The sequence below is a fragment of the Nonomuraea wenchangensis genome, from assembly GCF_900111685.1.
Lineage (GTDB): Bacteria > Actinomycetota > Actinomycetes > Streptosporangiales > Streptosporangiaceae > Nonomuraea > Nonomuraea wenchangensis.
In genome coordinates, this window is the sequence record NZ_FOHX01000006.1 from 498451 (window position 1) to 520998 (window position 22548).

17 protein-coding genes are annotated in these 22548 nt (G+C 71.4%); 10 read left to right on the forward strand and 7 right to left on the reverse strand.

The window, feature by feature from the left end; all coding sequences use genetic code 11:
* Positions 1-10: 10 nt before the first annotated feature.
* Positions 11-691 (forward strand): HNH endonuclease family protein, encoded by a 681-nt coding sequence (locus BMW85_RS21330; RefSeq protein ID WP_245774973.1) that lies wholly within the window; start codon positions 11-13, stop codon positions 689-691.
* Positions 692-736: 45 nt separating this feature from the next.
* Here the strand turns inward: BMW85_RS21330 and BMW85_RS21335 are convergent, their stop codons facing one another.
* Positions 737-2662 (reverse strand): LamG domain-containing protein, encoded by a 1926-nt coding sequence (locus BMW85_RS21335; RefSeq protein WP_091083911.1) that lies wholly within the window; start codon positions 2660-2662, stop codon positions 737-739.
* Between the two features lie 217 nt (positions 2663-2879).
* Positions 2880-4376, reverse strand: coding sequence for a tRNA (N6-isopentenyl adenosine(37)-C2)-methylthiotransferase MiaB (miaB, locus tag BMW85_RS21340; protein ID WP_091083913.1), 1497 nt, complete (start codon positions 4374-4376; stop codon positions 2880-2882).
* A gap of 137 nt (positions 4377-4513) precedes the next feature.
* Here miaB and BMW85_RS21345 point away from each other — a divergent pair, with 137 nt between their 5' ends.
* From BMW85_RS21345 to BMW85_RS21370, 6 genes are all read left to right on the forward strand, one after another.
* Positions 4514-5269: an amino acid ABC transporter ATP-binding protein gene (locus BMW85_RS21345; RefSeq protein WP_177240798.1), complete on the forward strand. Its 756-nt coding sequence runs from the start codon at positions 4514-4516 to the stop codon at positions 5267-5269.
* A 17-nt stretch (positions 5270-5286) separates the two neighbouring features.
* The gene (locus tag BMW85_RS21350; protein ID WP_091083918.1) at positions 5287-6141 is read left to right on the forward strand and encodes a glutamate ABC transporter substrate-binding protein; all 855 of its coding nucleotides are present in this window, start codon (positions 5287-5289) and stop codon (positions 6139-6141) included.
* Positions 6142-6218: 77 nt separating this feature from the next.
* The gene (locus BMW85_RS21355; protein ID WP_177240799.1) at positions 6219-6908 is read left to right on the forward strand and encodes an amino acid ABC transporter permease; all 690 of its coding nucleotides are present in this window, start codon (positions 6219-6221) and stop codon (positions 6906-6908) included.
* Positions 6905-7798 carry an amino acid ABC transporter permease gene (locus BMW85_RS21360; RefSeq protein ID WP_091083920.1) on the forward strand — a complete coding sequence of 298 codons (894 nt, stop codon included), beginning with the start codon at positions 6905-6907 and terminating at the stop codon, positions 7796-7798. Before BMW85_RS21355 ends, BMW85_RS21360 begins: the two co-directional genes overlap by 4 nt.
* A gap of 129 nt (positions 7799-7927) precedes the next feature.
* Positions 7928-8785: a transporter substrate-binding domain-containing protein gene (locus tag BMW85_RS21365; RefSeq protein ID WP_091083923.1), complete on the forward strand. Its 858-nt coding sequence runs from the start codon at positions 7928-7930 to the stop codon at positions 8783-8785.
* 199 nt (positions 8786-8984) lie between these two features.
* A complete protein-coding gene (locus BMW85_RS21370; protein WP_091083925.1) occupies positions 8985-10724 on the forward strand; it encodes a S9 family peptidase in 1740 nt (579 codons plus the stop codon).
* Positions 10725-10800: 76 nt separating this feature from the next.
* Here the strand turns inward: BMW85_RS21370 and rny are convergent, their stop codons facing one another.
* The 3 genes from rny to recA form a co-directional block, all read right to left on the reverse strand.
* Positions 10801-12420 (reverse strand): ribonuclease Y, encoded by a 1620-nt coding sequence (rny, locus tag BMW85_RS21375; protein WP_091083928.1) that lies wholly within the window; start codon positions 12418-12420, stop codon positions 10801-10803.
* Positions 12421-12804: 384 nt separating this feature from the next.
* Complete coding sequence (locus BMW85_RS51270) at positions 12805-13284, reverse strand: regulatory protein RecX (protein ID WP_397027279.1); 480 nt, start codon at positions 13282-13284, stop codon at positions 12805-12807.
* Positions 13285-15172: 1888 nt separating this feature from the next.
* Entirely contained in the window at positions 15173-16264 is a 1092-nt protein-coding gene (recA, locus tag BMW85_RS21390) for a recombinase RecA (RefSeq protein WP_091083932.1), read from the reverse strand.
* Between the two features lie 278 nt (positions 16265-16542).
* Between recA and BMW85_RS21395 the strand changes: the two genes are divergently transcribed.
* Positions 16543-16821: a hypothetical protein gene (locus BMW85_RS21395; protein ID WP_091083934.1), complete on the forward strand. Its 279-nt coding sequence runs from the start codon at positions 16543-16545 to the stop codon at positions 16819-16821.
* 5 nt (positions 16822-16826) lie between these two features.
* On the opposite strand, the gene BMW85_RS21400 is transcribed toward BMW85_RS21395, so the two are convergent.
* Positions 16827-17021: a DUF3046 domain-containing protein gene (locus BMW85_RS21400; RefSeq protein WP_091083936.1), complete on the reverse strand. Its 195-nt coding sequence runs from the start codon at positions 17019-17021 to the stop codon at positions 16827-16829.
* A gap of 44 nt (positions 17022-17065) precedes the next feature.
* Between BMW85_RS21400 and BMW85_RS48535 the strand changes: the two genes are divergently transcribed.
* A complete protein-coding gene (locus tag BMW85_RS48535; protein ID WP_143082355.1) occupies positions 17066-17260 on the forward strand; it encodes a hypothetical protein in 195 nt (64 codons plus the stop codon).
* 17 nt (positions 17261-17277) lie between these two features.
* On the opposite strand, the gene BMW85_RS21405 is transcribed toward BMW85_RS48535, so the two are convergent.
* On the reverse strand, positions 17278-17766 hold the full coding sequence (locus BMW85_RS21405) for a VOC family protein (RefSeq protein WP_091083939.1): 489 nt from the start codon (positions 17764-17766) through the stop codon (positions 17278-17280).
* A 116-nt stretch (positions 17767-17882) separates the two neighbouring features.
* Here BMW85_RS21405 and BMW85_RS21410 point away from each other — a divergent pair, with 116 nt between their 5' ends.
* Positions 17883-22505, forward strand: a complete 4623-nt coding sequence (locus BMW85_RS21410) for an ATP-dependent helicase (RefSeq protein WP_091083941.1) — start codon at positions 17883-17885, stop codon at positions 22503-22505.
* Positions 22506-22548 lie beyond the last annotated feature (43 nt).

A 22548-nucleotide genomic window follows, 5' to 3' on the forward strand; every position in this document is an offset into this window, starting at 1 on the left:
GGAGTTCGACGTGCGCGTACGGGCGTTGGTGGCGGGTCTGTCCACGGTTGCGGTGCTGGCGACAGGCTGCGGCGGGCTGGAGGCCCAGCTCTCCACCGGCGACTCCGACAAGGCGTCCAAGCCCGACAAGGGCTCGATCTCCGACGCCCGCAAGAAGCTCGCCAAGCTCCAGGTCAAGGGCCGCGCCCCGCGCACCGGCTTCGACCGCGACGAGTTCGGCCCCTCCTGGGCCGACGTCGACCGCAACGGCTGCGACACCCGCAACGACATCCTCAAGCGCGACCTGGAGGACGAGACCTTCAAGCCCGGCACGCACGACTGCATCGTGCTGACCGGCACGCTGAAGGACCCCTACAGCGGGAAGACGATCAAGTTCAAGCGCGGCCAGGACACCAGCACGGCCGTCCAGATCGACCATCTCATCCCGCTCTCGGACGCCTGGCAGAAGGGCGCCCAGCAGTGGTCGGCCACCAAGCGCAAGGAGTTCGCGAACGACCCGCTGAACCTCCAGGCCACGGACGGCCCGCTGAACGGCCAGAAGAGCGACTCCGACGCCGCCACCTGGCTGCCGCCGCTCAAGTCCTACCGCTGCACGTACATCGCCCGGCAGATCGACGTCAAGGCGAAGTACGACGTCTGGGTCACCGCCGCCGAGAAGTCGGCCATGGAGACCATCCTCGACGGCTGCTGACCTGGAAGGAGGCGGGCAGCCGGTCGCCGGCCGCCCGCCGCCTGATCACCTGACGGTCACCTCGCGCCAGTCGCTCCAGGCGTCAGCGCCGCCCGTGCCGGTGACACGGAAGCGCCACCTGAGCTCCTGTCCGGCACGCAGCCGGCTCTTCGGGATCTGCACGGTCACCAGCGAGTCGCCCGCGGCGGCCGTGGCCCGGCCGGACCAGATCGCACGCTCGGTCCTGGCCTTGCCGCCCTGCTTGCCTGCCATGGGCGACCGGGCGAGCTGCACCTCCACCGTCGGCTGGCCGGAACGGCCGGGCGCGACCCAGGTGGTCACGTGCGGGACGCCGGTCACGGTCAGCTTTCCGATGCTCGTGCCGGTGGCGGGCGCGCTCATCCGCCGCGCCGCCGTCGCGGCCTGCGCCGGAGCGCCGATCGCGGTGTTCATGTCGGACTGGATCTCGGCCGCGGTCTGCGGACGGTTGTAGACGCGCACCTCGTCGATGAGGCCCTTGAAGAACTCGCCCCAGAGGTTGTTGCCGCCGATGCGCACGTCGCCACCGTCGTCGATGATGTCGCCGCCGACGGCGGACTGGGACACCTGGACGCCGTTCACGTACAGGCGGTTGACCTCGCCGTCATAGGTCGAGGCCAGGTGGCTCCACTGGTTCAGCGGCAGGGTGGTGGTCCTGACGGCGCCGCCCTCGCCCATCTCGGTCATCACCCAGCCCGAGGGGCCGGTGCTGGTGGAGGCGTACAGGCCGTAGGAGCCGCCGAACTCGTGCTCCTTCAGCAGCACCGTGCGCCAGGAGCCGCCCGAGGCCGTGGGCCGCACCCATGCCGAGACCGTCACGCCCGAGCTCAGGGTCAGGGACGTGGAGTGCGGGACGGTGACCCAGCTGAACGAGCCGTTGAAGGACAGGGCCCCGCCGTACCTGCCGGTCGCCCAGGTGGTGTCCGCGGCGGCGCCCGTGTTGCCGCGCCCGGAGGAGTCGTTGACGGTGGTGCCGGAGCCCTCGTTCATCCCGTAGGCCGCCACGAGGCCGGGCGGCGTCGGGGTGGGGGTGGGGGTCGGCGTGGGGGTGACGGTCGGGGTCGGCGTGTCCGTGGGGGTGGGAGTCGGCGTGTCCGTCGGAGTCGGGGTGTCCGTCGGAGTCGGGGTATCTGTCGGGGTCGGAGTGTCCGTCGGCGTCGGAGTGTCCGTCGGCGTCGGTGTCGGCGTCGGGGTCGGTGTGTCCGTGGGGGTGGGGGTGGGGGTCTGGGTGGGGGTCGGGGTCGGGGCCACGGTGATCGGGGTGGCCATGTCGCTCTGGATCTCGCTCGCGCTCTGCGCGCGGTTGTAGATCCGCACCTCGTCGATCAGGCCCTTGAAGAACTCGCCCCAGACGTTGTTCCCGCCGATCCGCAGGTCACTGCCGTCGTCGGCGAGGCTGCCGGTCATCGGCGTCTGAGTGACCTGCCGGCCGTTGACGAACAATCGCAGCGCGGTGTTGTCGTAGGTGACCGCGAGATGGCTCCAGGTGTTCACCGCCAGCGGGGACCCGCCGTAGGCGGTGGTCCAACTGCTGGCGGAGGTCTGCGCCCAGCCGGTCGGGAGCGACCCCTCGGCCGAGGCGTACAGGCCGTAGGCCAGTCCCTCGCCGCCGAGTTCCTTGGCGGCCACGCTCCGCCAGGAGGCCACGGTGGACGGCCTGACCCAGGCCGACAGTGTCATGCCGGTCCTCAGACGCAGCGATGTGGCGTGCGGGACGGTGACCCAGCTGAAGGAGCCGTCGAAGGACAGCGCTTGGCCGTACTTGCCGCCGGCCCAGCTCGTGCTCTCCGCCTCGCCTGCGTTGCCCAGGCCCGAGGAGTCGGACACGGTCGTGCCCGTCCCCTCGTTCATCCCGTACGCGGCCACGAGCCCCGTCGTGTTCAGCTGCGACGTCGTGCTCGCCATGGAGGACATCGGGGTGAAGATCGATTGCGCGGCCGCGGTGGCGGCCATCAGTGAGAGCGGCAGCGCCAGCGCGCTGACGAGAGCGATGCGGCGCCGCCGCGTCCGGGGGTCCGTCCCCGGGAGTAATCGTCGTGTAGTCACTCCGGCCTTTCTGAAAATCGCGGGCAAAACGCAGCGATCATCACACAGGCCGGACTGACAGTAAAGATCGTTTTCAGTAAGGGGAAAGCTCGGCTCCGTTAGCGAACGCGCCGGTCAGAGCCCCTCAGGTGAGGGAGCAGCCGTTCGCCGCCGGGGCGGGAGCGGGGGCCGGGCGGCCGATGGTCGGCATGCCGAGCATCACGCCGGGACCGCCTCCGGAGCCGCCCTGCCGGGCCTCCCAGGCGTCGCCCGCGCGGGTGCGGCGCAGCCCGCGCACCGGGCCGTCGGCCACCAGGTGGTGCGGCGCCGCGTACGTCACCTCGACCGTCACCAGGTCGCCCGGCCGCGGCGTCTCGTCACCGGCGGCGAAGTGGACCAGGCGGTTGTCGGGGGCGCGGCCGGACAGGCGGCGCGTGGCGTCGTCCTTGCGGCCCTCGCCCTCGGCGACCAGCACATCGAGGGTGCGGCCGACCTGCTTCTTGTTCTCCTCCCAGGAGATCTCCTCCTGCAGCGCGACCAGCCGCTCGTAGCGCTCCTGAACGACCTCCTTCGGCACCTGGTCGGGCATGGTGGCCGCCGGGGTGCCGGGGCGGATGGAGTACTGGAAGGTGAAGGCGTTGGCGAAGCGGCTCTGCCGCACCACGTCGAGCGTGCCCTGGAAGTCCTCCTCGGTCTCGCCGGGGAAGCCCACGATGATGTCGGTGGAGATCGCCGCGTCGGGCATGGCGGCGCGCACCCGCTCGATGATGCCGAGGTAGCGCTCGGCCCGGTAGGAGCGGCGCATCGCCCGCAGCACCCGGTCGGAGCCCGACTGGAGCGGCATGTGGAGCTGGTGCATGACATTGGGCGTCTCCGCCATGGCGGCGATCACGTCGTCGGTGAACGCGGCCGGGTGCGGCGAGGTGAAGCGCACCCGCTCCAGGCCCTCGACGTCGCCGCAGGCGCGCAGCAGCTTGCCGAAGGCGAGCCGGTCGCCGAACTCGACGCCGTAGGTGTTGACGTTCTGGCCCAGCAGCGTGACCTCGAGGACGCCCTGCTCGACCAGCGTGCGCACCTCGGCCAGGACGTCGCCGGGGCGGCGGTCCTTCTCCTTGCCGCGCAGCGACGGCACGATGCAGAAGGTGCAGGTGTTGTTGCAGCCGACCGAGATCGCGACCCAGGCGGCGTAGGCGGACTCGCGCCTGGTGGGCAGCGTGGAGGGGAAGGTCTCCAGCGACTCCTTCAGCTCGACCTGGGCCTCGCCCTCGACGCGGGCCCGCTCCAGCAGCACCGGCAGCGAGCCGATGTTGTGGGTGCCGAACACGACGTCGACCCAGGGCGCCTTGCGGACGATCTCACCCTGGTCCTTCTGCGCCAGGCAGCCGCCCACCGCGATCTGCATGCGCGGGTTGCGGACCTTGGCGGGGCGGAGGTGGCCGAGGTTGCCGTAGAGGCGGTTGTCGGCGTTCTCCCGCACGGCGCACGTGTTGAACACGACCACGTCGGCGGTCTCGCCGTCGGACGCGGGCACGTAGCCGGCCTCCTCCAGCAGGCCGGACAGCCGCTCGGAGTCGTGGACGTTCATCTGGCACCCGTATGTGCGCACTTCGTATGTGCGGGCGCCCTCCTGGGTCACAGTCATGGCACATTCCAGGGTAGTCGTTGTACGGCTCCCAGCAGTCCGTACCGTTCTAAAAGGCCAGCTTGACGGCCGGATGTGATCGGATCGGTACCGCTCGGTTAGTGACCAGCGTCCTGGAGGCCCGTACGGTTCTACCCATGACGGACAACGGTGACGACGCTCCACTCGTACGGTTGGAGAACGTCAACAAGCACTTCGGGGCGCTGCACGTCCTGAAGGACATCAACTTGACCGTCTTCCGTGGCGAGGTCCTGGTCGTCATCGGCCCATCGGGGGGCGGGAAGTCGACCCTCTGCCGGACCGTCAACCGGCTGGAGACGATCGACGGAGGTCAGATCGTCTTCGACGGGCAGCCTCTTCCCGACGAGGGCAAGGGGCTGGCCAGGCTGCGTTCGGAAGTCGGCATGGTCTTTCAGTCGTTCAACCTGTTCGCGCACAAGACGATCCTGGAGAACGTCACGCTCGGGCCGATCAAGGTGCGCGGCCAGGGCCGCGAGGCCGCCGAGCGGCGGGCCATGGAGCTGCTGGAGCGGGTCGGCATCGCCGCGCAGGCGCAGAAGTACCCGGCGCAGCTCTCCGGCGGCCAGCAGCAGCGGGTGGCGATCGCGCGAGCGCTCGCCATGGAGCCGAAGATGATCCTCTTCGACGAGCCGACGTCCGCGCTGGACCCCGAGATGGTGCAGGAAGTCCTGGATGTCATGGTGAGCCTGGCCCGCGATGGGATGACCATGATGGTGGTCACCCACGAGATGGGCTTCGCCCGCCGGGCGGCGAACCGGGTGGTGTTCATGGCCGACGGCCAGATCGTGGAGGAGAACACCCCCGACGCCTTCTTCGGCTCACCGCAGACCGACCGGGCCAAGGATTTCCTTTCCAAGATTCTTACGCATTGAGAGAGCCGAGGTAGGACATGCAGATCCGACAGGTGGGTGTTGCCCTGGCCGCGGCCGGCGCCATGATCGCCGGTCTCACCGCCTGCGGCGGCGGCGGGGCCACCACCGTGTTGCAGAAGGCCAAGGACGAGAAGAAGCTCGTCATCGGCGTGAAGTACGACCAGCCCGGCCTCGGGCTGAAGAAGCCTGACGGCACGGTCGAGGGCTTCGACGTCGATGTGGCCAAGTACATCGCCGGCAAGCTCGGCGTTCCGGAGAGCGGGATCGAGTTCAAGGAGGCCCGCTCGGCCAACCGTGAGAGCTTCCTGAAGCAGGGCCAGGTCGACATGGTCATCGCGAGCTACTCGATCACCGAGGCCCGCAAGCCCCAGGTCACCTTCTCCGGGCCCTACTACCTGGCGCACCAGGACTCCCTGATCCGGGCCGACGACTCCTCGATCACCAGCCTGGACACGCTGAAGGGCAAGAAGGTCTGCCAGGTCAGCGGCTCCAACTCGTGGAAGAACATCACCGAGGGCACCAACAAGCAGAACCTCAAGGTCGAGGCCACCCTCGTCCCCGCGGGCGGCTACGACGAGTGCATCGCCAAGCTCAAGAGCAGCGCGGTCGACGTGGTGACCACCGACGACACGATCCTCGCCGGCTTCGCCAAGCGCGAGGGCGCCAGCGTGAAGGTCGCGGGCGCTCCGTTCACCGACGAGAAGTACGGCGTCGGCCTGAAGAAGGGCGACCTGGAGACCTGCAACGAGATCAACAAGATCATCGGTGAGATGTGGTCCGACGGCACGGCCGCCAAGCTTCTGGACAAGCACTTCGCCGGCACCGGCCTGAAGATGGAGACCGCGGCGCCCCCTGCCGAGGGCTGCGCCTGATCCCCGTCCAAGACCCGGTCACTCACCGGCGGGCGCGCCAGCGTGCCCGCCGGTGAGCTCCCCTGACGAGGAAAGTCATGGACACCTCCGCCCTTTTTGATTTCTCCCCGCTCGTCCAGGAGCTCGACAAGATCCTCCTCGGGTTCTGGGCGACCATCAGGCTCACCCTCACCAGCGCCGTCATCGCGCTCGTCCTGGGCACGATCCTGGTGGCCATGCGGGTCGCGCCGACGCCCGTCCTGCGCTGGGCCGGCGCGGCGTACGTCAACGTGGTGCGCAACACCCCGCTCACCCTCGTGCTGATCCTGTGCGCGCTCGGGCTGAGCGACACGATGCAGCTCACCTTCTCCGGCGACCCCACCACCAACTACTTCTGGTGGGCCGTGGCCGGTCTGTCCGTCTACACCGCGACGTTCGTGTGCGAGGCGCTGCGCTCGGGCATCAACACGGTGTCCATGGGGCAGGCGGAGGCGGCCCGCGCGATCGGCCTGACGTTCACGCAGACGCTGCGGCTCGTGGTGCTGCCCCAGGCGTTCCGGTCGGTCATCTCCCCGCTCGGCAGCATCCTGATCGCGCTCGCCAAGAACACCACGATCGTCATCGTGGCGAGCTACCTCGACGCGGCGGCGCAGATGAAGCAGATGTTCGACGACTACGGCGGCACCATCCCCATCTTCCTGGGCTTCGCCTTCGGTTACATGGTCCTGACCCTTCCCACCGGCTTCCTGTTCGGCTGGCTGGCCAAGCGCTTGGCGGTGGCGCGATGAGCACGAACGTCCTGTTCGACGCCCCCGGGCCGCGCGCCCGGCTGCGCAACAACGCGCTCACGCTGCTGTCGGTCGCCGTGCTGCTGTTCATCGCCTACCTGGTCATCTCCACGCTGGGCGAGAAGGGGCAGCTCGACGCGGCCAAGTGGGAGCCGTTCCTGCGGGGCGACACCTGGACCGGGTTCATCCTGCCCGGCCTGGTCGGCACGTTGCAGGCGGCGGTGGTCGCGGCGGTGCTCGCGGTGATCTTCGGCGTGCTGTTCGGCCTCGGCCGGCTCTCCGACCACCGGGTGATCCGTATGGTGTGCGGCGGCGTCGTGGAGTTCTTCCGCGCCATCCCGCTGCTGATCCTCATCTTCTTCGTGCAGGCCGGCCCGGCCACGCTGAGCGGCTACACGATGAGCGTGCCGGCGTTCTGGGCCGTGGTCATCGGCCTGACGCTGTACAACGGGTCGGTGCTGGCGGAGATCGTCCGGGCCGGCATCCTCGCGGTGCCGAAGGGGCAGTCGGAGGCCGCGTACGCCATCGGGCTGCGCAAGTCGCAGGTCATGCGGCTGGTGCTGGTGCCGCAGGCGACGACGGCCATGATGCCGGCGATCGTCAGCCAGATGGTCGTGCTGCTCAAGGACACCGCGCTCGGCTGGATCATCGCCTACGAGGACCTGCTGAACGCCGGGCTCAAGCAGTTCGCGGTCAACTACGGCAACCTCATCCCGAGCGCGATCGTGCTGGCGCTGATCTACGTGCTGATCAACCTGGCGCTCGGCGCCCTCGCGCACCGGCTCGAACGGCGCAGCCGGCGCAGCCGTACGTCCGCGGCGGGCCCGGTCGCGGCTCCTCCGGCGGTCGGCGCCGGCGGGGCCGGCACGGGGGCCACCGCCACACTCTGACGGCTCGGCTCCCCTGGCAGGGAAAGCTCCAAGAAGGGGTTACGGGTCGGTGAGGGCCGCTCGCGTGGCGGCCCTCCCGCGATCTCCCTCACGCACACTTCTCCTGTGTGAGGAGAGGTCGGTGGTGGGATGCGGAGGGCGTACCTGCGAGGTGCGGGCGCGCCCGTCTGCCTGGCCGTCTGCCTGGTCTCCTGCGGCTCCGGCGGCTCGTACGTCAACGTCGTGGACAAGGTCAGGGGCAGCGGGCAGGTCACCGTCGGCACCAAGTGGGACCAGCCGGGGCTGGGGCTGAAGCCCGACGCCGGTGACCCGCAGGGCTTCGACGTGGACGTGGCCGAGTACGTCGTCAAGGCGCTGGCCCAGGGCGAGGACGTGCGGATCACCTGGCGGGAGACGCCCTCCTCCGTCCGCGAGGCCATGCTCCAGAACGGCGCCGTGGACCTGATCTTCGCCACCTACGCGATCATCGAGGCCCGCAGGCCCAAGGTGACGTTCGGTGGGCCGTACGTGTCGGTGCCTCAGGACACGATGGTCCGCGCCACGGACACCTCGATCCGTACCGTGCAGGACCTGCGGGGCACGCGGCTCTGCCTGGCCAAGGGCTCGAACTCCTACCGGCGGATCGTCGACCCGCCGCCGGACGGCAAGCTGGGCCTGCCGGCGCGCCTGGTGCCCGCCGAGAACTACTCCGACTGCGTACGCAAGCTCGACGCCGGGCAGCTCGACGCGGTGAGCACCGAGAACCTGGTGCTGGCCGGCTACGCCGCGACCGCCCCCGGACGGTTCCGGCTGCTCAACGATCCCATCGGCGAGGAGCGGTGGGGCGTCGGGATCAAGAAGGGGGACACGGCGACCTGCGAGGCGGTGAACGCGGCGGTCGCCGCGATGTGGCGTGACGGGACGGCCACCCGGCTGCTGCGCAAGTGGTTCGGCGACACCGGCCTGACCCTCCCCTCCTCCCTCCCGCGCCCCGAACCGTGCCCCTGACCCGCCGCGGGCCCTTGATCTAACATGAGCGCAGCTCAGACGGGGGTCGGAAGTGCCGGTGATCTAGGGGGACCGGGCAGCACCGCCGGTGATCTTCCGGCAGGATGCGGGTATGCCCTTCTGGCCCTCCCCCATATCGACGCGAGACGTGGCGGCTTCGGGCAGGCGCCCTGCCTGGCCCACGGCCAGGGACGGCCGGGTGTGGTGGACGGAGGACCGCCCCGACGAGGGCGGACGCACCACGATCAGCTGCCGCACCCCCGACGGCGCCTGCCACGACCTGCTCGCGCCCCCGTGGAACGCCCGCACCAGGGTCCACGAGTACGGCGGCCGCCCCTACGCCGTGACCCCCGCGAACGAGGTCGTCTTCGCCAACCTGGAGGACCAGCGGCTCTACCTGCTCGGCGCCGACGGCAAGCCGCAGCCCCTCACCCAGGAGGGCGCCCGCTACGCCGACCTGCTGGTTCGTGACGGGCAGGTCTGGTGCGTACGCGAGCGGCACACCGGCGACGGCGTGGTCAGCCGGGACATCGTGACCGTCCCCCTCGACGGCGACGGCGAGCCTCGCGTACGGGTCACCGGGCACGACTTCTACGCCTACCCCACCGTTTCCCCCGACGGGCGACATCTCGCCTATGTCTGCTGGAACCATCCCCACATGCCCTGGAACGGCACCGAGGTCCACGTCACCAGCCTGGAGACCGGCGCGTCATGGCCGGTGAAGGGCGGCCCCGCCGAGTCCGTGCTGGCCCCCTCCTGGCGCGACGACGCCCACCTCTACCTCGTCTCCGACACCTCCGGCTGGTGGAACCTGTACGAGACCGGGCTGCGCGGCGAGGACGTGCGACCCCTGTGCCCCGCCGAGGAGGAGTTCGCCTCGGCGCCGTGGCAGCTCGGCGGCCTGCCGTACGCGGTGCTCGGCGACGGCCGGCTCGCGGTCCTGCACGGGCGCGGCGACCTGCGGCTCGGCGTGCTCGACCCTGAGTCGGGCACGCTCACCGACCTGGAGACCCCCTTCAGCGGCTGGGACGCCGCGCTCACCGCCGACGGCACGTCCGTCACCGGCGTCGGCTACGCCGCCACGATCCCCCGCTCCGTCGCGACCGTCGACCTCGCCTCGGGCGCCGTGACGCGGCTGCGGCCGGACGCCGCCGGACGGTTGCCCGACACCGCGCTCCTGCCCGTGCCCCGCGCGGTCCGGGTGCCGGGGGGCGAGGAGGTGCACGCCTACCTCTATCCGCCGTACGAGCCCGCCGTCGAGGGCCTTCCCCCCTACGTGATCTTCGTACACGGTGGCCCGACCTCCCACGCGGGCAGCGCGTTCGACCTGGAGAAGGCGTTCTTCACCACGCGCGGCGTCGGCGTGCTCGACGTCAACTACGGCGGCTCGACCGGCTACGGCCGGGCCTACCGCGAGCGCCTGCGCGGCCAGTGGGGCCTGGTGGACGTGGCCGACGTCGTCGCCGCCGCCGAATGGCTGGCCGCCGAAGGGCTCGCCGACCCGGCCAGGATCGCGATACGCGGCGGCAGCGCGGGCGGCTGGACCGTGATGGCCGCCTGTTGCCGCTCGGACGTCTTCGCCGGCGGGGTGTCCTACTACGGGGTCAGCGCCCTCGGCCCGCTCGTCGCGCACACCCACGACTTCGAATCCCGGTACGTCGAGTGGCTCGTCGGCCGCCCCGACCCGGCGGTCTACGCCCAGCGCGAACCACTCGCCCTGGTCGGCGGCGTCTCCTGCCCCATGCTGCTCCTGCAAGGGCTCGACGACCCGGTTGTGCCGCCCGAGCAGTCGGCGGCCTTCGCCGACGCGCTGTCGGAGCGCGGGGTGGCGTGCACCTACCTGGCGTTCGACGGCGAATCACACGGCTTCCGCCGCGCCGAGACCCGCACCGCCGCCCTGGCCGCCGAACTCGCCTTCTACCAGCAGCTCTTCTCGTAGGACACGGGCCCCGGCATTCGGCTCGGCCGGGCTCGGCCGGCTCGGCCGGGCTCGGCCGGGCTCGGGCCGACTGGGCTCAGCGGGCGAACTCGGTCGCCCGCGACTCCCGCACCACCGTGATCCTGATCTGCCCGGGATAGGTCAGCTCCTCCTCGACCTGCTTGGCCACGTCCCGTGCGATCACCTGGGCCTGGATGTCGTCGATCGCGTCCGGCTTGACCATGACCCGGATCTCCCGCCCGGCCTGCATGGCGAACACCTTCTCCACGCCCTCGTACGACTGCGCGATCTCCTCCAGCCGCTCCAGCCGCTTCACGTACGCCTCCAGCGACTCCCGCCGCGCGCCCGGCCGGCTGCCGCTGATCGCGTCGGCCGCCTGCGTGAGAACCGCTTCGACGGTCTTCACCTCGACCTCGTTGTGGTGCGCCTCGATGGCGTGCACCACGTCCTCCTCCTCACCGTAGCGGCGGGCGATCTCGGCCCCGATGAGCGCGTGGCTGCCCTCGACCTCGTGCGTGAGCGCCTTCCCGATGTCGTGCAGCAGGGCGCACCGCTTGACCAGCCGCTGGTCCAGCTTCAGCTCGGCGGCCATGATGCCGGCGATGTGCGCGGACTCGATGAGGTGCTTCAGCACGTTCTGGCCGTAGGAGGTGCGGTAGCGGAGCTGGCCCAGCAGGAGCGTCAGCTCGGGGTGCATGTCCGTGATGCCCAGCTCGACGAGGGCATCCTCCCCGGCCCGCGCGCAGAGGTCCTGGACCTCCTGCCGGCTGCGCTCGTGCGCCTCCTCGATGCGCTGCGGGTGGATGCGCCCGTCGAGGACGAGCTTCTCCAGGGTGAGCCGCGCGGTCTCCCGGCGTACCGGGTCGAAGCAGGACAGCAGCACCGCCTCAGGCGTGTCGTCGATGATGAGGTTGACGCCCGTCGTGGACTCGAAGGCACGGATGTTGCGCCCTTCGCGCCCGATGATGCGCCCCTTCATCTCGTCGCCCGGCAGGTGCAGGACACTGACCACCGACTCGGCGGTCTGCTCGGCCGCCACCCGCTGCACGGCCAGCGTCACGATCTTGGTGGCGCGCTTCTCGCCCTCCTTGCGGGCCTGGCTCTCGATCTCCCGTACGATGAGCGCCGCCTCGCGCTTGGCCTGGTTCTCGATCTCCTTGACCAGCTCGGCCTTGGCCTGCTCGGCCGTCAGCCCGGTCACCCGCTCCAGGATGAGCCGCCGCTCGTCCTCCACCTGCAGCAGTTCCTCGCGCCGGTCGGCCAGCTCGACCTCCGTCTCCGCCAGCTTCCTGTCACGCTCGGACTGGCGGCGGGCCTCCTCGTCCAGCCGCTGCTCGCGCTCGGCCAGGCGGGCCTCACGGCGTTCGAGGTCGGCGCGCAGCTCCTTGAGCTCGGTCTTGAGCACGCGGGTCTCCGCCTCGACCTCCTGCCGCATCCGCGCGGCGCTCTCGGCGGCCGCCTCGGACCTGCGCAGCATCTCCTCGGCGTCGACCTCCGCCTTCTGGCGGATCTCCCGAGCCTCCTCACGCGCCTGTTCGAGCTCCTCGTGCACCACCTGCACCTGCTCGGGACTCGGCCGCGCCACCCCTTTGGGTGCGGTGCCGGAAGTGCGGCGTATGACGACGAGCAGCGCGACGATCATCCCGAACGCGAGCACGAGCACCGCCACCATCAGCACCACGACCAGCGGCCCCATGTGCGCCCCGCCCTCCTCGCGTCGTCAACACCCCATAACGCGGACCCAGACCATGGGAGGGGTCACAAGCACGCCACGCGAAGCCCGTACGGTGCCGGGATCGATATCAAGCCAAGACTGACCGGGCGTCGACCCGCACAGCCGACACCTCGCCCGCCTTCATCAACCACGCTCGTTCGTCCGTCGCTCACCGGTATGGCAATCCGCACTGCGCGGAGTAACTCCTCACTGCCGTCGAGGTTATGCGTCGAACTGGTCACGAGCAAGCAAACGAGTCGTCAAGCGTGTCTTACGGGCTCGCGACCCCACATGAAGCCCAAGATCCCCACCGACGCCGCAACCACCCGTCACCGCTCCCCACCCACCCTGAAACCCCCAGACGTTCTACGGAAAGCCGTCGCCCTCCAACTCGATGCCCTCCTCATCCAGCGCCTCCCGAATCACCCGGTACGCCAGCCCCGACGAGTACCCCTTGCGGGCGAGCATGCCGGCCAGGCGGCGGGTACGGGTCTGCGGATCAAGCGAGCGGGTGGACGCCAGCTTCCGATCCACCAGCCGCCGGGCCGTCTCCGCCTCCTGATCGGAATCCAGGCGCTCCACAGCCTCCTTGACCGTGTCGTTGTCCACGCCCCGATGGCGCAACTCGGCGGCCAGCGCACGCTTGGCCAGCCCGCGCCCGTGATGCCGGGAATCGACCCACGCCTCGGCGAACGCCTCATCGTTGATCAGCCCCAACTCGGAGAACCGGTCGAGAACCGCGTCGGCCGCCGCCTCCGGCACGTCCCGCTTGCGAAGCGCCTCGGAGAGCTGAGCCCGCGTCTTGGGCGCCATCGTCAGGAGCCGAAGAACGATGGCCCGAGCCACCGACTCCGGATCCGCCGGAGGCGCGGACGCGGCCGGACTCTCCTCATCAGGCCCGTCCGGCAACCACGACCGCCCGGAGCTCCGCCGCCCCTTCCCCCCGGTACGACGCCCGCCACGCCGCCCCTTCCTCCCACCACTTCGCTGTCCGTCCTCGGCCCCGCCATCCAGAAGACTCCCACCCCAGTCCAGGGCACTGGAACTGTCAGCAGAAGCACCTTCGCCACGCCGATACCCCGAAGCCCCTTCAGGAGGCTCCGCCACAACGCCCCCAGCAGCGCCCCCCTCCGTGGAGCCACCGCCCCCAGCCGCACTCTCAGCGTTGACACCATCCGAAGTGCCACCATCCCCAGCCACACTCTCGGTGGGGACGCCCTGAGCAGTCACGCCGTGGGGGGTGACATCTTGGGCGGTCTCGCCCTGGGCGGGCATGCTCTGGGCGGGCATGCTCTGGGCGGGCACGCTCTGGGCGGGCACGTCTTGGTCCGCCGATGCGTCCACTTCGGCGGGCTCCGCTGTGGCGTGTACCTCGTCGCTGGAGTAGTCGGCGCTTCCCTCCTCCAGAGGAACGCCTCCGTCTGCAGCCTGCCCCTGAAAACCGCCCACATCGGAAGAGTCACCTGTGGGGAGGTTGGAAGGGCCGCTCGTGGGCGCATCCGGAGAGCCGCCGATCGGCACGTTGAGAACGTCAGTGGCGTCGGATGCGCTGGAACGGCTCTCAAGCTCCTGCGCCCCGTCAGCCGAGCCAGCACCCCCAAGAGCGGAGGGTTCCGGGCTGTCTGTGGTCGCGTCGTGGGGACCACTCAGCGCCATGCCGGGCGTGCCGTCCAGCAACCCCTCAGGGGGACGGCTGGACGGTATCTCGCGAGGCTCACCGACAGACGCGCCGGCTGAGCCCTCCTGCGAAACCTCGCGCAGGTCGTCGGAGGGCATGGGCATGACGCCGCTGGCCTCAGGCGAACGCCCAGCAGAATCGCTACCACCCGAGGCGGCATCTCCCCCCGAAGAGCCCGCGTCGGACGCCACGGCATCGACAGGAGACCTGCCAGGGAGCGCAGGCTCTCCATCGGAAGAGCCGGTGGAAGGTGCTGCGGGTGTGTTGACGAAGAAGGGGTGGGTGCTTGAGGCTTCGCCGGGATTGTGGCTTGAAGCGTCACCGAAGAAGGACGTGGCAGCGGCCGCCGCGCGGTCCTTGTAGGAGGCGGACGGGTGTGGTTCGTCCACGATGGCTGATGACCATGCCCCGGCAATGGTGGAGGGTGACCAGTTCTCGATGGGGGCGGCGGAACTGGGGTCGTCTGTGCTGAAGGTGGCGGCAGGGCCACCGGCGCCGGGGTCACCGCTGCCGGAGGTGGTGGCGGAGCCACCGGTGCCCGAGTCACCGGTGCCGGTGCCGGAGATGGCGCCGGGGGCACCGGTGCGGGTGGTGGGCTTGTGACCTTCGGTCTCGCCCGATCGTCGCTTGGCGCGACGGCGAGGCTTGGTGGCTTCGGCGCCGGCTGCGAGGGCTGTCTGCTGGAAGGTGTGCTGGTCGTCGGATCCGTAGGCGGCGGGACCATCGGCGCCGGAGGGGGCGACGGGGCCATCGATGCCAGAAGTCGTGGGGGGTTCGGGCTGCTCCTCGCCTGGGTGGTTGAGGGCGTCGGAGGAGTCGGAGGCGCGTTGGGAGAGGCGTTGGGCGCGCCACTCCTCCACGGAGGGCCAGCCGTCCGCGGCGGAGCGGGCCAGGTCGCGGGAACGGGAACTGGCCCGGGAACTGGCGCTGGAACGGGAACTGGGAGGGGTTGGTGAGTCAGTCACGGGTCAGGCCCACGGTGGTGCAGGGGTGGTCGGGCCAGGCGCCCCGCGGCCGGGGCGCCTGTGGCCAAGGCGTGTCACTCATGGGCGACGATCAGACGTCACCCGGCTTCGGAGTGGACTTCGAGCCGCGGCCCGAGGTGGCCGGGGCCGGGGCCGGGGCGGCGGCGGGCTCGGCCGGGGCGTCGAGGCGCGGGCCCACGCCCAGCTTGTCCTTGATCTTCTTCTCGATCTCGTTGGCCATGTCGGGGTGGTTGCGCAGGAAGTTGCGGGCGTTTTCCTTGCCCTGGCCGAGCTGGTCGCCCTCGTAGGTGTACCAGGCTCCCGACTTGCGCACGAAGCCGTGCTCCACGCCCATGTCGATCAGGCCGCCCTCACGGGAGATGCCCACGCCGTAGAGGATGTCGAAGTCGGCGACCCGGAAGGGCGGGGCCATCTTGTTCTTGACGACCTTGACCCGGGTGCGGTTGCCGACCGCCTCCGTGCCGTCCTTGAGCGTCTCGATGCGGCGGATGTCCATGCGCACCGAGGCGTAGAATTTGAGCGCCTTGCCACCGGTCGTGGTCTCGGGGCTGCCGAACATGACGCCGATCTTCTCGCGCAGCTGGTTGATGAAGATGGCGGTGGTGCCGGTGCTGTTGAGTGCGCCGGCGACCTTGCGCAGGGCCTGCGACATGAGGCGGGCCTGGAGGCCGACGTGGCTGTCGCCCATCTCGCCCTCGATCTCGGCCTTGGGCACCAGGGCGGCCACCGAGTCGATGACGATGATGTCGACGGCGCCGGACCGGATCAGCATGTCGGCGATCTCCAGCGCCTGCTCACCGGTGTCGGGCTGGGAGACCAGCAGGGCGTCGGTGTCGACCCCCAGCTTCTTGGCGTATTCGGGGTCGAGCGCGTGCTCGGCGTCGATGAACGCCGCGATGCCCCCGGCCCGCTGGGCGTTGGCGACCGCGTGCAGGGCGATCGTGGTCTTACCTGACGACTCAGGACCGTAGATCTCGACGATGCGGCCGCGCGGGAGGCCGCCGATGCCGAGCGCCACGTCGAGGGAGATCGACCCGGTGGGGATCACCTCGATGGGAGCTCGGGCGTCGTCGCCCAGGCGCATCACAGAGCCCTTGCCGAACTGCCGCTCGATCTGAGCGAGTGCGGTCTCGAGGGCCTTCTCGCGGTCGTTGATTGCCATGGGAACTCCCCCTGGAGGGTCGTGGTCCGATCAGTCGAGTGAAAGCTACGGCCTGCCACCGACATTTTCTGCGACTGCCGGGGAAGACGTGGCCCGGCGTTCTCCATGGTAGCCGAACGGCTGTTCGATCACAGCAGGAACACACGGGAGCAGGAAGGCCACCCGGAGCACCGCGGGAGCAGGCCCCTGATGATGTTCACGACCGTTCGCGACGGCGTGTTGTCATGCGTGGTGAGCTGGGGAGACTCAGTGGAGGGGCGACGGTTGGAGGCGGTGACGTGGCGAGCGGCTACACCGGTGAACGGCGCGCCCATCTGCAGGCGCTCGCGGAGCTGCTGCCGGACCACGGACTGGTGAGCCGCATGGTCGGCGGCGACGAGCCGGTGCTGTGGGCGTGGCACCCGCGTACGGGCCGTCAGACGCTCGTCTTCGCCACCCCGTCGTCCGGCGGCTGGGTGTTCCTGTGGTCGCCGAGGGGCCAGGGCGGCGCGGACGACCTCGACCGTACGGCGGACGCGCTCCGGCAGACCCTGGACGCGCCCCAGGGCCGGGAGTGAGCGCGTCAGCGCAGCTTGGACGAGACGTCCTCGACCTGGCACACCGCCCGCCAGACCGTCTTGGCGCTCTCGCCCTCGGCCAGGGCCTGCATCACGGTGCGCCCGCCCAGGGGGGCGAGCACGTAGTCGCGGGCCCACGACTCGGCGTACGTCTCGCCGAAGTGCGCGTTCATACGCCGCCAGAATTCCGTAAGCCGCATGCCATCAAGTATGGAAGCGCCCAGGGGGTGGGTAGGACATCCCCATGCCAAAGACCCACAAGTCTTCACCCCCGAAGACACCCACGACGAAGGCCAACAGGGCCAGACGCCGCCGGCTGCTGTCGGCGTTACGTGACGCCGTCAAAAAGGAGAAGGCGGAGCGCGCCGAGCGGCACGCCGGCATCAGCCAGGCGCCCCGAGCGGGCAGGCCGCGCGCCCGCCGGCCCTCGCGGCGCTAGCCCGGACACGTGCGGGGTCACAGCACCCGCGCGCCGTACATCTCACCGAGATGGTCGGCGAGCAGCTCCAGCCGCGCGCCGTCGGGGTCCTTGAAGTAAATGGAGGCGCCGCTCTCGATCTGGTGCGGCACGCCGGCCATCTCCAGTTTCCCGCGCAGGCGCTCCCACGTGGCCGGGTCCACGGAGATCGCGATGTGGTGCAGCCCTCCCAGCACCTCCTGGTACGGCCCGAGGTCGAGGCCGGGGAAGTCGAAGAAGGCGAGCAGGTTGCCGTTGCCGAGGTCGAAGAAGAAGTGGCTGGAGCCCTTGTAGTCCCGGTTCTCGATGATCTCGGTGAGCGGGAACTCCAGCAGGTCCTGGTAGAAGTGGATGGTGCGCTCCACGTCCGACGACAACAGGGCTACGTGGTGCAGACCACGGGCGCTGCTCGACGGCCGGCGCGCTAACACGTGACGGCGCCTGATCTCGGCACGGCGGGCTTCGATGGCCGCGTGGTCAATGGTCACGGTCGCTGTATGTCCGCCAGGAGGCCCGCTCAACCACCCGCCGTCCGGGCAATGCGTTTTCTGTCGGTGGAGCGAGGCAATATGGGCTCGTGAGCACGCTAGCCCAGTTCAGCCCGATGACCCAGCAGTGGTTCACGGGGGCGTTCGAGGCGCCCACGGCCGCCCAGGAGGGGGCGTGGGAGTCGATCGCGCGCGGCGACAACACGTTGGTCGTCGCGCCCACGGGCTCGGGCAAGACGCTGGCGGCGTTCCTGTGGTCACTCGACCGGCTGGCCGCCCGGCCCCGTGATCCCGGTGCGGGCGGGGGCACGCGGGTCCTTTACGTCTCGCCGCTCAAGGCCCTCGCCGTCGACGTCGAGCGCAACCTGCGCGCGCCGCTGGCCGGGCTGAAGCAGACGGCGCGGCGGCTCGGGCTGCCGGTGCCGGAGATCTCGGTGGCGATCCGCTCGGGCGACACGCCCGCGGAGGAGCGCAGGAGGTTCGCGGCCAAGCCGTCCGACATCCTCATCACCACGCCGGAGTCGCTGTTCCTGCTGCTCACAAGCCAGGCGCGGGAGGCGCTGCGTGGGGTCGAGACGGTCATCGTGGACGAGGTGCACGCGGTCGCCGCCACCAAGCGGGGCGCCCACCTGGCGCTCACCCTGGAGCGGCTGGACGTGCTGCTGGAGCGGCCCGCGCAGCGCGTCGGCCTGTCGGCGACGGTGCGGCCGGTGAGCGAGGTGGCGGCGTTCCTGGGCGGGGCGCGGCCGGCCACGGTGGTGCAGCCGCCCGCCGACAAGCAGATCGAGGTCGAGGTCGTGGTCCCGGTCGAGGACATGACCGAGACCGCCGCCGGCCCCGAGGCGGGCGGCGACGGCGAGGAGCCTCGGGGCAGGTCGATCTGGCCGCACGTCGAGGACCGGTTGTTCGACCTCATCGAGGCCCACAGCTCGACGATCGTGTTCGCCAACTCCCGCCGGCTGGCCGAGCGGCTGTGCTCGCGGCTCAACGAGCTGGCCTACGAACGTTCCCAGGGCATGGAGGCCGTCGACCTGTCGATCTGGGAGACGCCGTCCGACCTGCCGCGGCGCATGCCGGCCGAGGTCATGGCGCAGGCGGGCGGCACCAAGGGCGTCGTGACGGAGGTCGTACGCGCCCACCACGGCTCGGTGTCCAAGGAGGAGCGGGCGCAGATCGAGGAGGCGCTGAAGTCCGGCCGGCTGCCGGCCGTGGTCGCCACCTCCAGCCTGGAGCTGGGCATCGACATGGGCTCGGTCGATCTCGTCGCGTGCGTGGAGGCGCCGCCGAGCGTGGCGAGCGGCCTGCAGCGCATCGGCAGGGCCGGGCACCAGGTCGGCGCGGTGTCCAAGGGCGTGATCTTCCCGAAATACCGCGGCGACCTGGTGCAGACCGCCGTGGTGGCCGAGCGCATGCAGGCCGGCCACATCGAGGAGATGCGCTATCCGCGCAACCCGCTCGACGTGCTGGCCCAGCAGATCGTGGCCATGACGGCGATGGACGAGTGGACGGTCGACGAGCTGGAGTCGGTGGTCAAGCGGGCCGCCCCCTACACCACGCTGCCGCGCACCGCGCTGGAGGCCACGCTCGACATGCTGGCCGGCCGCTACCCGAGCGAGGAGTTCGCCGAGCTGCGCCCGCGCGTCGTCTGGGACCGCGTCACCGGCACGCTCCAGGGCCGGCCGGGCGCGCAGCGGCTCGCGGTCACCAACGGCGGCACGATCCCCGACCGCGGCCTGTTCGGCGTGTTCCTGGTGGGCGAGCGGGCCTCCCGGGTCGGCGAGCTGGACGAGGAGATGGTCTACGAGTCGCGCGTGGGCGACGTGTTCGTGCTGGGCGCGACCTCGTGGCGGATCGAGGACATCACCGCCGACCGGGTGCTGGTCTCCCCCGCGCCGGGGCAGCCGGGCAAGCTGCCGTTCTGGCACGGCGACGCGCCGGGGCGGCCGGCCGAGCTGGGGCGGGCCATCGGGGAGTTCCTGCGCGAGCAGGCCAAGGGCGGCGCGGCCGAACGGCTGCGGGCGGCCGGGCTCGACGAGTTCGCCGCGGGCAACCTCCTCGCCTATCTGGAGGAGCAGCGCCAGGCCACCGGCTACGTGCCCGACGACCGCACGCTGCTCGTCGAGCGGTTCCACGACGAGCTGGGCGACTGGCGGATAGTGATCCACTCGCCTTACGGCGCGCGGGTGCACGCGCCGTGGGCCCTGGCGATCAACCGGCGGCTGCGCGAGCGCTACGGCGTCGACGTGCAGGCGCTCCACTCCGACGACGGCATCGTGCTGCGCGTCCCCGACACGCTGGCCGAGCCGCCCGCCGACGTGGCGGCCTTCGACGCCGACGAGATCGAGCAGATCGTCACCGAGGAGCTGGGCGGCTCGGCGCTGTTCGCCTCCCGCTTCCGCGAGTGCGCGGGGCGGGCGCTGCTGCTGCCGCGCCGCACGCCGGGGCGGCGCAGCCCGCTGTGGCAGCAGCGGCAGCGGGCGGCCCATCTGCTGGGGGTGGCCTCGCAGTACGCCTCGTTCCCGATCGTGCTGGAGACGATGCGCGAGTGTCTGCAGGACGTGTTCGACGTGCCGGGGCTGGTGCGGCTCATGCGTGACATCGCCGCCCGCCGGGTGCGGGTGGTGGAGGTGGAGACCTCGCAGGCCTCGCCGTTCGCGGCGTCGCTGCTGTTCCACTACGTGGGCGCGTTCATGTACGAGGGCGACGCCCCGCTGGCCGAGCGGCGGGCGCAGGCGCTGGCCCTGGACACGTCCCTGCTGGCGGAGCTGCTGGGCCAGGCCGACCTGCGTGAGCTGCTCGACCCCGACGTCATCTCCGACGCCGAGCGCGAGCTGGCCCGGCTCGACCGGCCGCTGCGCGACGCCGAGGACCTCGCCGACCTGCTGCGCTCACACGGGCCGCTGCTGGTGCCCGACGTGAGCGTACGCGGCGGCGATCCGGCCTGGCTGGAGGAGCTGGAGCGGACGCGGCGGGCCATCCGGGTGCGCGTCGCGGGCGAGGAGCAGTGGGCGGCCGTCGAGGACGCCGGCCGGCTGCGTGACGCGCTGGGCGTGCCGCTGCCGGTGGGGGTGCCGCACGTGTTCCTGGAGCCGGTGCCCGATCCGCTGGCCGACCTGGTGGCGCGGCACGCCCGCACCCGCGGCCCGTTCCACGCCGGCACCGCCGCCGCCAGGTTCGGGCTCGGCGTGGCCGTGGTGACCGACGCCCTGCGGCGGCTGGCCGCGTCCGGGCGGGTGGTCAGCGGGGAGTTCCGGCCGGGCGGCCGGGGCGAGGAGTGGTGCGACGCCGGCGTGCTGCGGATGTTGCGGCGGCGGTCGCTGGCCCGGCTGCGCAAGGAGGTGGAGCCGGTCGCGCCGGAGACGCTCGCCCTGTTCCTGCCCGCCTGGCACGGCATCACCGGCGCCTCCGCCGCCGAGCCGGGGGCGGGCGGTGACCGGCGAGGCGGCGGCGGGACGGCGCGGGCCATGGACGCGCTGGTCCGGGCGATCGAGCAGCTCCAGGGGGCGGCCGTGCCCGCGTCGGCGCTGGAGAGCCTGGTGCTGCCCGCGCGGGTGCCCGGCTATCACCCGTCGTTGCTGGACGAGCTGACCTCGTCCGGCGAGGTGATGTGGGTGGGGCAGGGGTCGCTGCCCGGCGGCGACGGCTGGGTGTCGCTCTACTTCGCCGACACCGCGCCGCTGCTGCTGCCCGAGCCCGCCGAGATCACGATGACGGAGGTGCACGAGCGCGTGCTGGAGCTGCTGGGCGGCGGGGGCGCACTGTTCTTCCGCGGCATCTCCGACCAGCTCGGCTCCCAGGACGACCAGACGCTGGTGTCGGCGCTGTGGGACCTCGTGTGGTCGGGGCGGATCTCCGGCGACACGCTGGCGCCGCTGCGGGCCACGCTCGGCACCGGACGTCCCGCGCACCGGCCGGCGACGACCCGGCGGCGGCGGGCGGTGCTGCCCACCCGCAGCGGGCCGCCGACGGTGGCGGGGCGGTGGTGGCTGCTGCCCGCGCCCGCGGCCGACGCCACCCAGCGGGCCCAGGCCCAGGCCGAGGCGCTGCTCGAACGGCACGGCGTGGTGACGCGGGGGGCGGTCACCTCGGAGCGGCTGCCCGGCGGGTTCACGCCGGTCTACCAGGTGCTGCGGGCGTACGAGGAGAGCGGGCGGTGCCGGCGGGGCTACTTCGTCGAAGGGCTCGGGGGCGCGCAGTTCGCGCTGCCGGGGGCCGTGGACCGGATGCGCGCCATGGCGCCCGGCATCGCCCCGACGGCCGCCGGCGCCCCGCCCCCCGAACCAGGCCCAGGGGCCGCTGGGCTCGGGCCGGGGGCGGCGGAGTTCGGGCCGAGGGCCGGAGCGTTCGGGTCGAGGGGCGGGCGGGAGAGTGGGAGGCGGGCCGTGGTGCTGGCGGCGGCCGATCCGGCCAACCCGTACGGCGCCGCCCTGCCCTGGCCGCAGCGTCCCGGCGACGCCGGCCACAAGCCGGGCCGCAAGGCGGGCGCGCTGGTGGTGCTGGTCGACGGCCATCTCGTCCTCTACGTGGAGCGCGGCGGCAAGACGCTGCTGTCGTTCGCCGACGACGAGCGGCTGCAGCCGGCCGTGGACGCCCTGGCCCTCGCCGTACGCGACGGCGCGCTCGGCAAGCTCACCGTCGAGCGCGCCGACGGGGCCTCGATCGGGGAGTCGCCGCTGGCGGCGGCCCTGGAGGCGGCCGGGTTCCATCCGACCCCGCGCGGCCTTCGCCTGCGTGCCTGACCTGGCCGTGGCTCCGCGGCGGGCCGGGAAGCGATCACAATAG

What these genes read in the sequence shown, in the direction of transcription:
- BMW85_RS21345 (WP_177240798.1), top strand. Translation starts at nt 4,514, where the DNA reads ATGACGGACAACGGTGACGACGCTCCACTCGTACGGTTGGAGAACGTC.
- BMW85_RS21355 (WP_177240799.1), top strand. Translation starts at nt 6,219, where the DNA reads ATGGACACCTCCGCCCTTTTTGATTTCTCCCCGCTCGTCCAGGAGCTC.
- BMW85_RS21400 (WP_091083936.1), bottom strand. Translation starts at nt 17,021, where the DNA reads ATGCGGCTTACGGAATTCTGGCGGCGTATGAACGCGCACTTCGGCGAG.
- BMW85_RS21360 (WP_091083920.1), top strand. Translation starts at nt 6,905, where the DNA reads ATGAGCACGAACGTCCTGTTCGACGCCCCCGGGCCGCGCGCCCGGCTG.
- BMW85_RS21365 (WP_091083923.1), top strand. Translation starts at nt 7,928, where the DNA reads ATGCGGAGGGCGTACCTGCGAGGTGCGGGCGCGCCCGTCTGCCTGGCC.
- miaB (WP_091083913.1), bottom strand. Translation starts at nt 4,376, where the DNA reads ATGACTGTGACCCAGGAGGGCGCCCGCACATACGAAGTGCGCACATAC.
- BMW85_RS21350 (WP_091083918.1), top strand. Translation starts at nt 5,287, where the DNA reads ATGCAGATCCGACAGGTGGGTGTTGCCCTGGCCGCGGCCGGCGCCATG.
- recA (WP_091083932.1), bottom strand. Translation starts at nt 16,264, where the DNA reads ATGGCAATCAACGACCGCGAGAAGGCCCTCGAGACCGCACTCGCTCAG.
- BMW85_RS21410 (WP_091083941.1), top strand. Translation starts at nt 17,883, where the DNA reads ATGACCCAGCAGTGGTTCACGGGGGCGTTCGAGGCGCCCACGGCCGCC.
- BMW85_RS21335 (WP_091083911.1), bottom strand. Translation starts at nt 2,662, where the DNA reads ATGGCCGCCACCGCGGCCGCGCAATCGATCTTCACCCCGATGTCCTCC.
- BMW85_RS48535 (WP_143082355.1), top strand. Translation starts at nt 17,066, where the DNA reads ATGCCAAAGACCCACAAGTCTTCACCCCCGAAGACACCCACGACGAAG.
- rny (WP_091083928.1), bottom strand. Translation starts at nt 12,420, where the DNA reads ATGGGGCCGCTGGTCGTGGTGCTGATGGTGGCGGTGCTCGTGCTCGCG.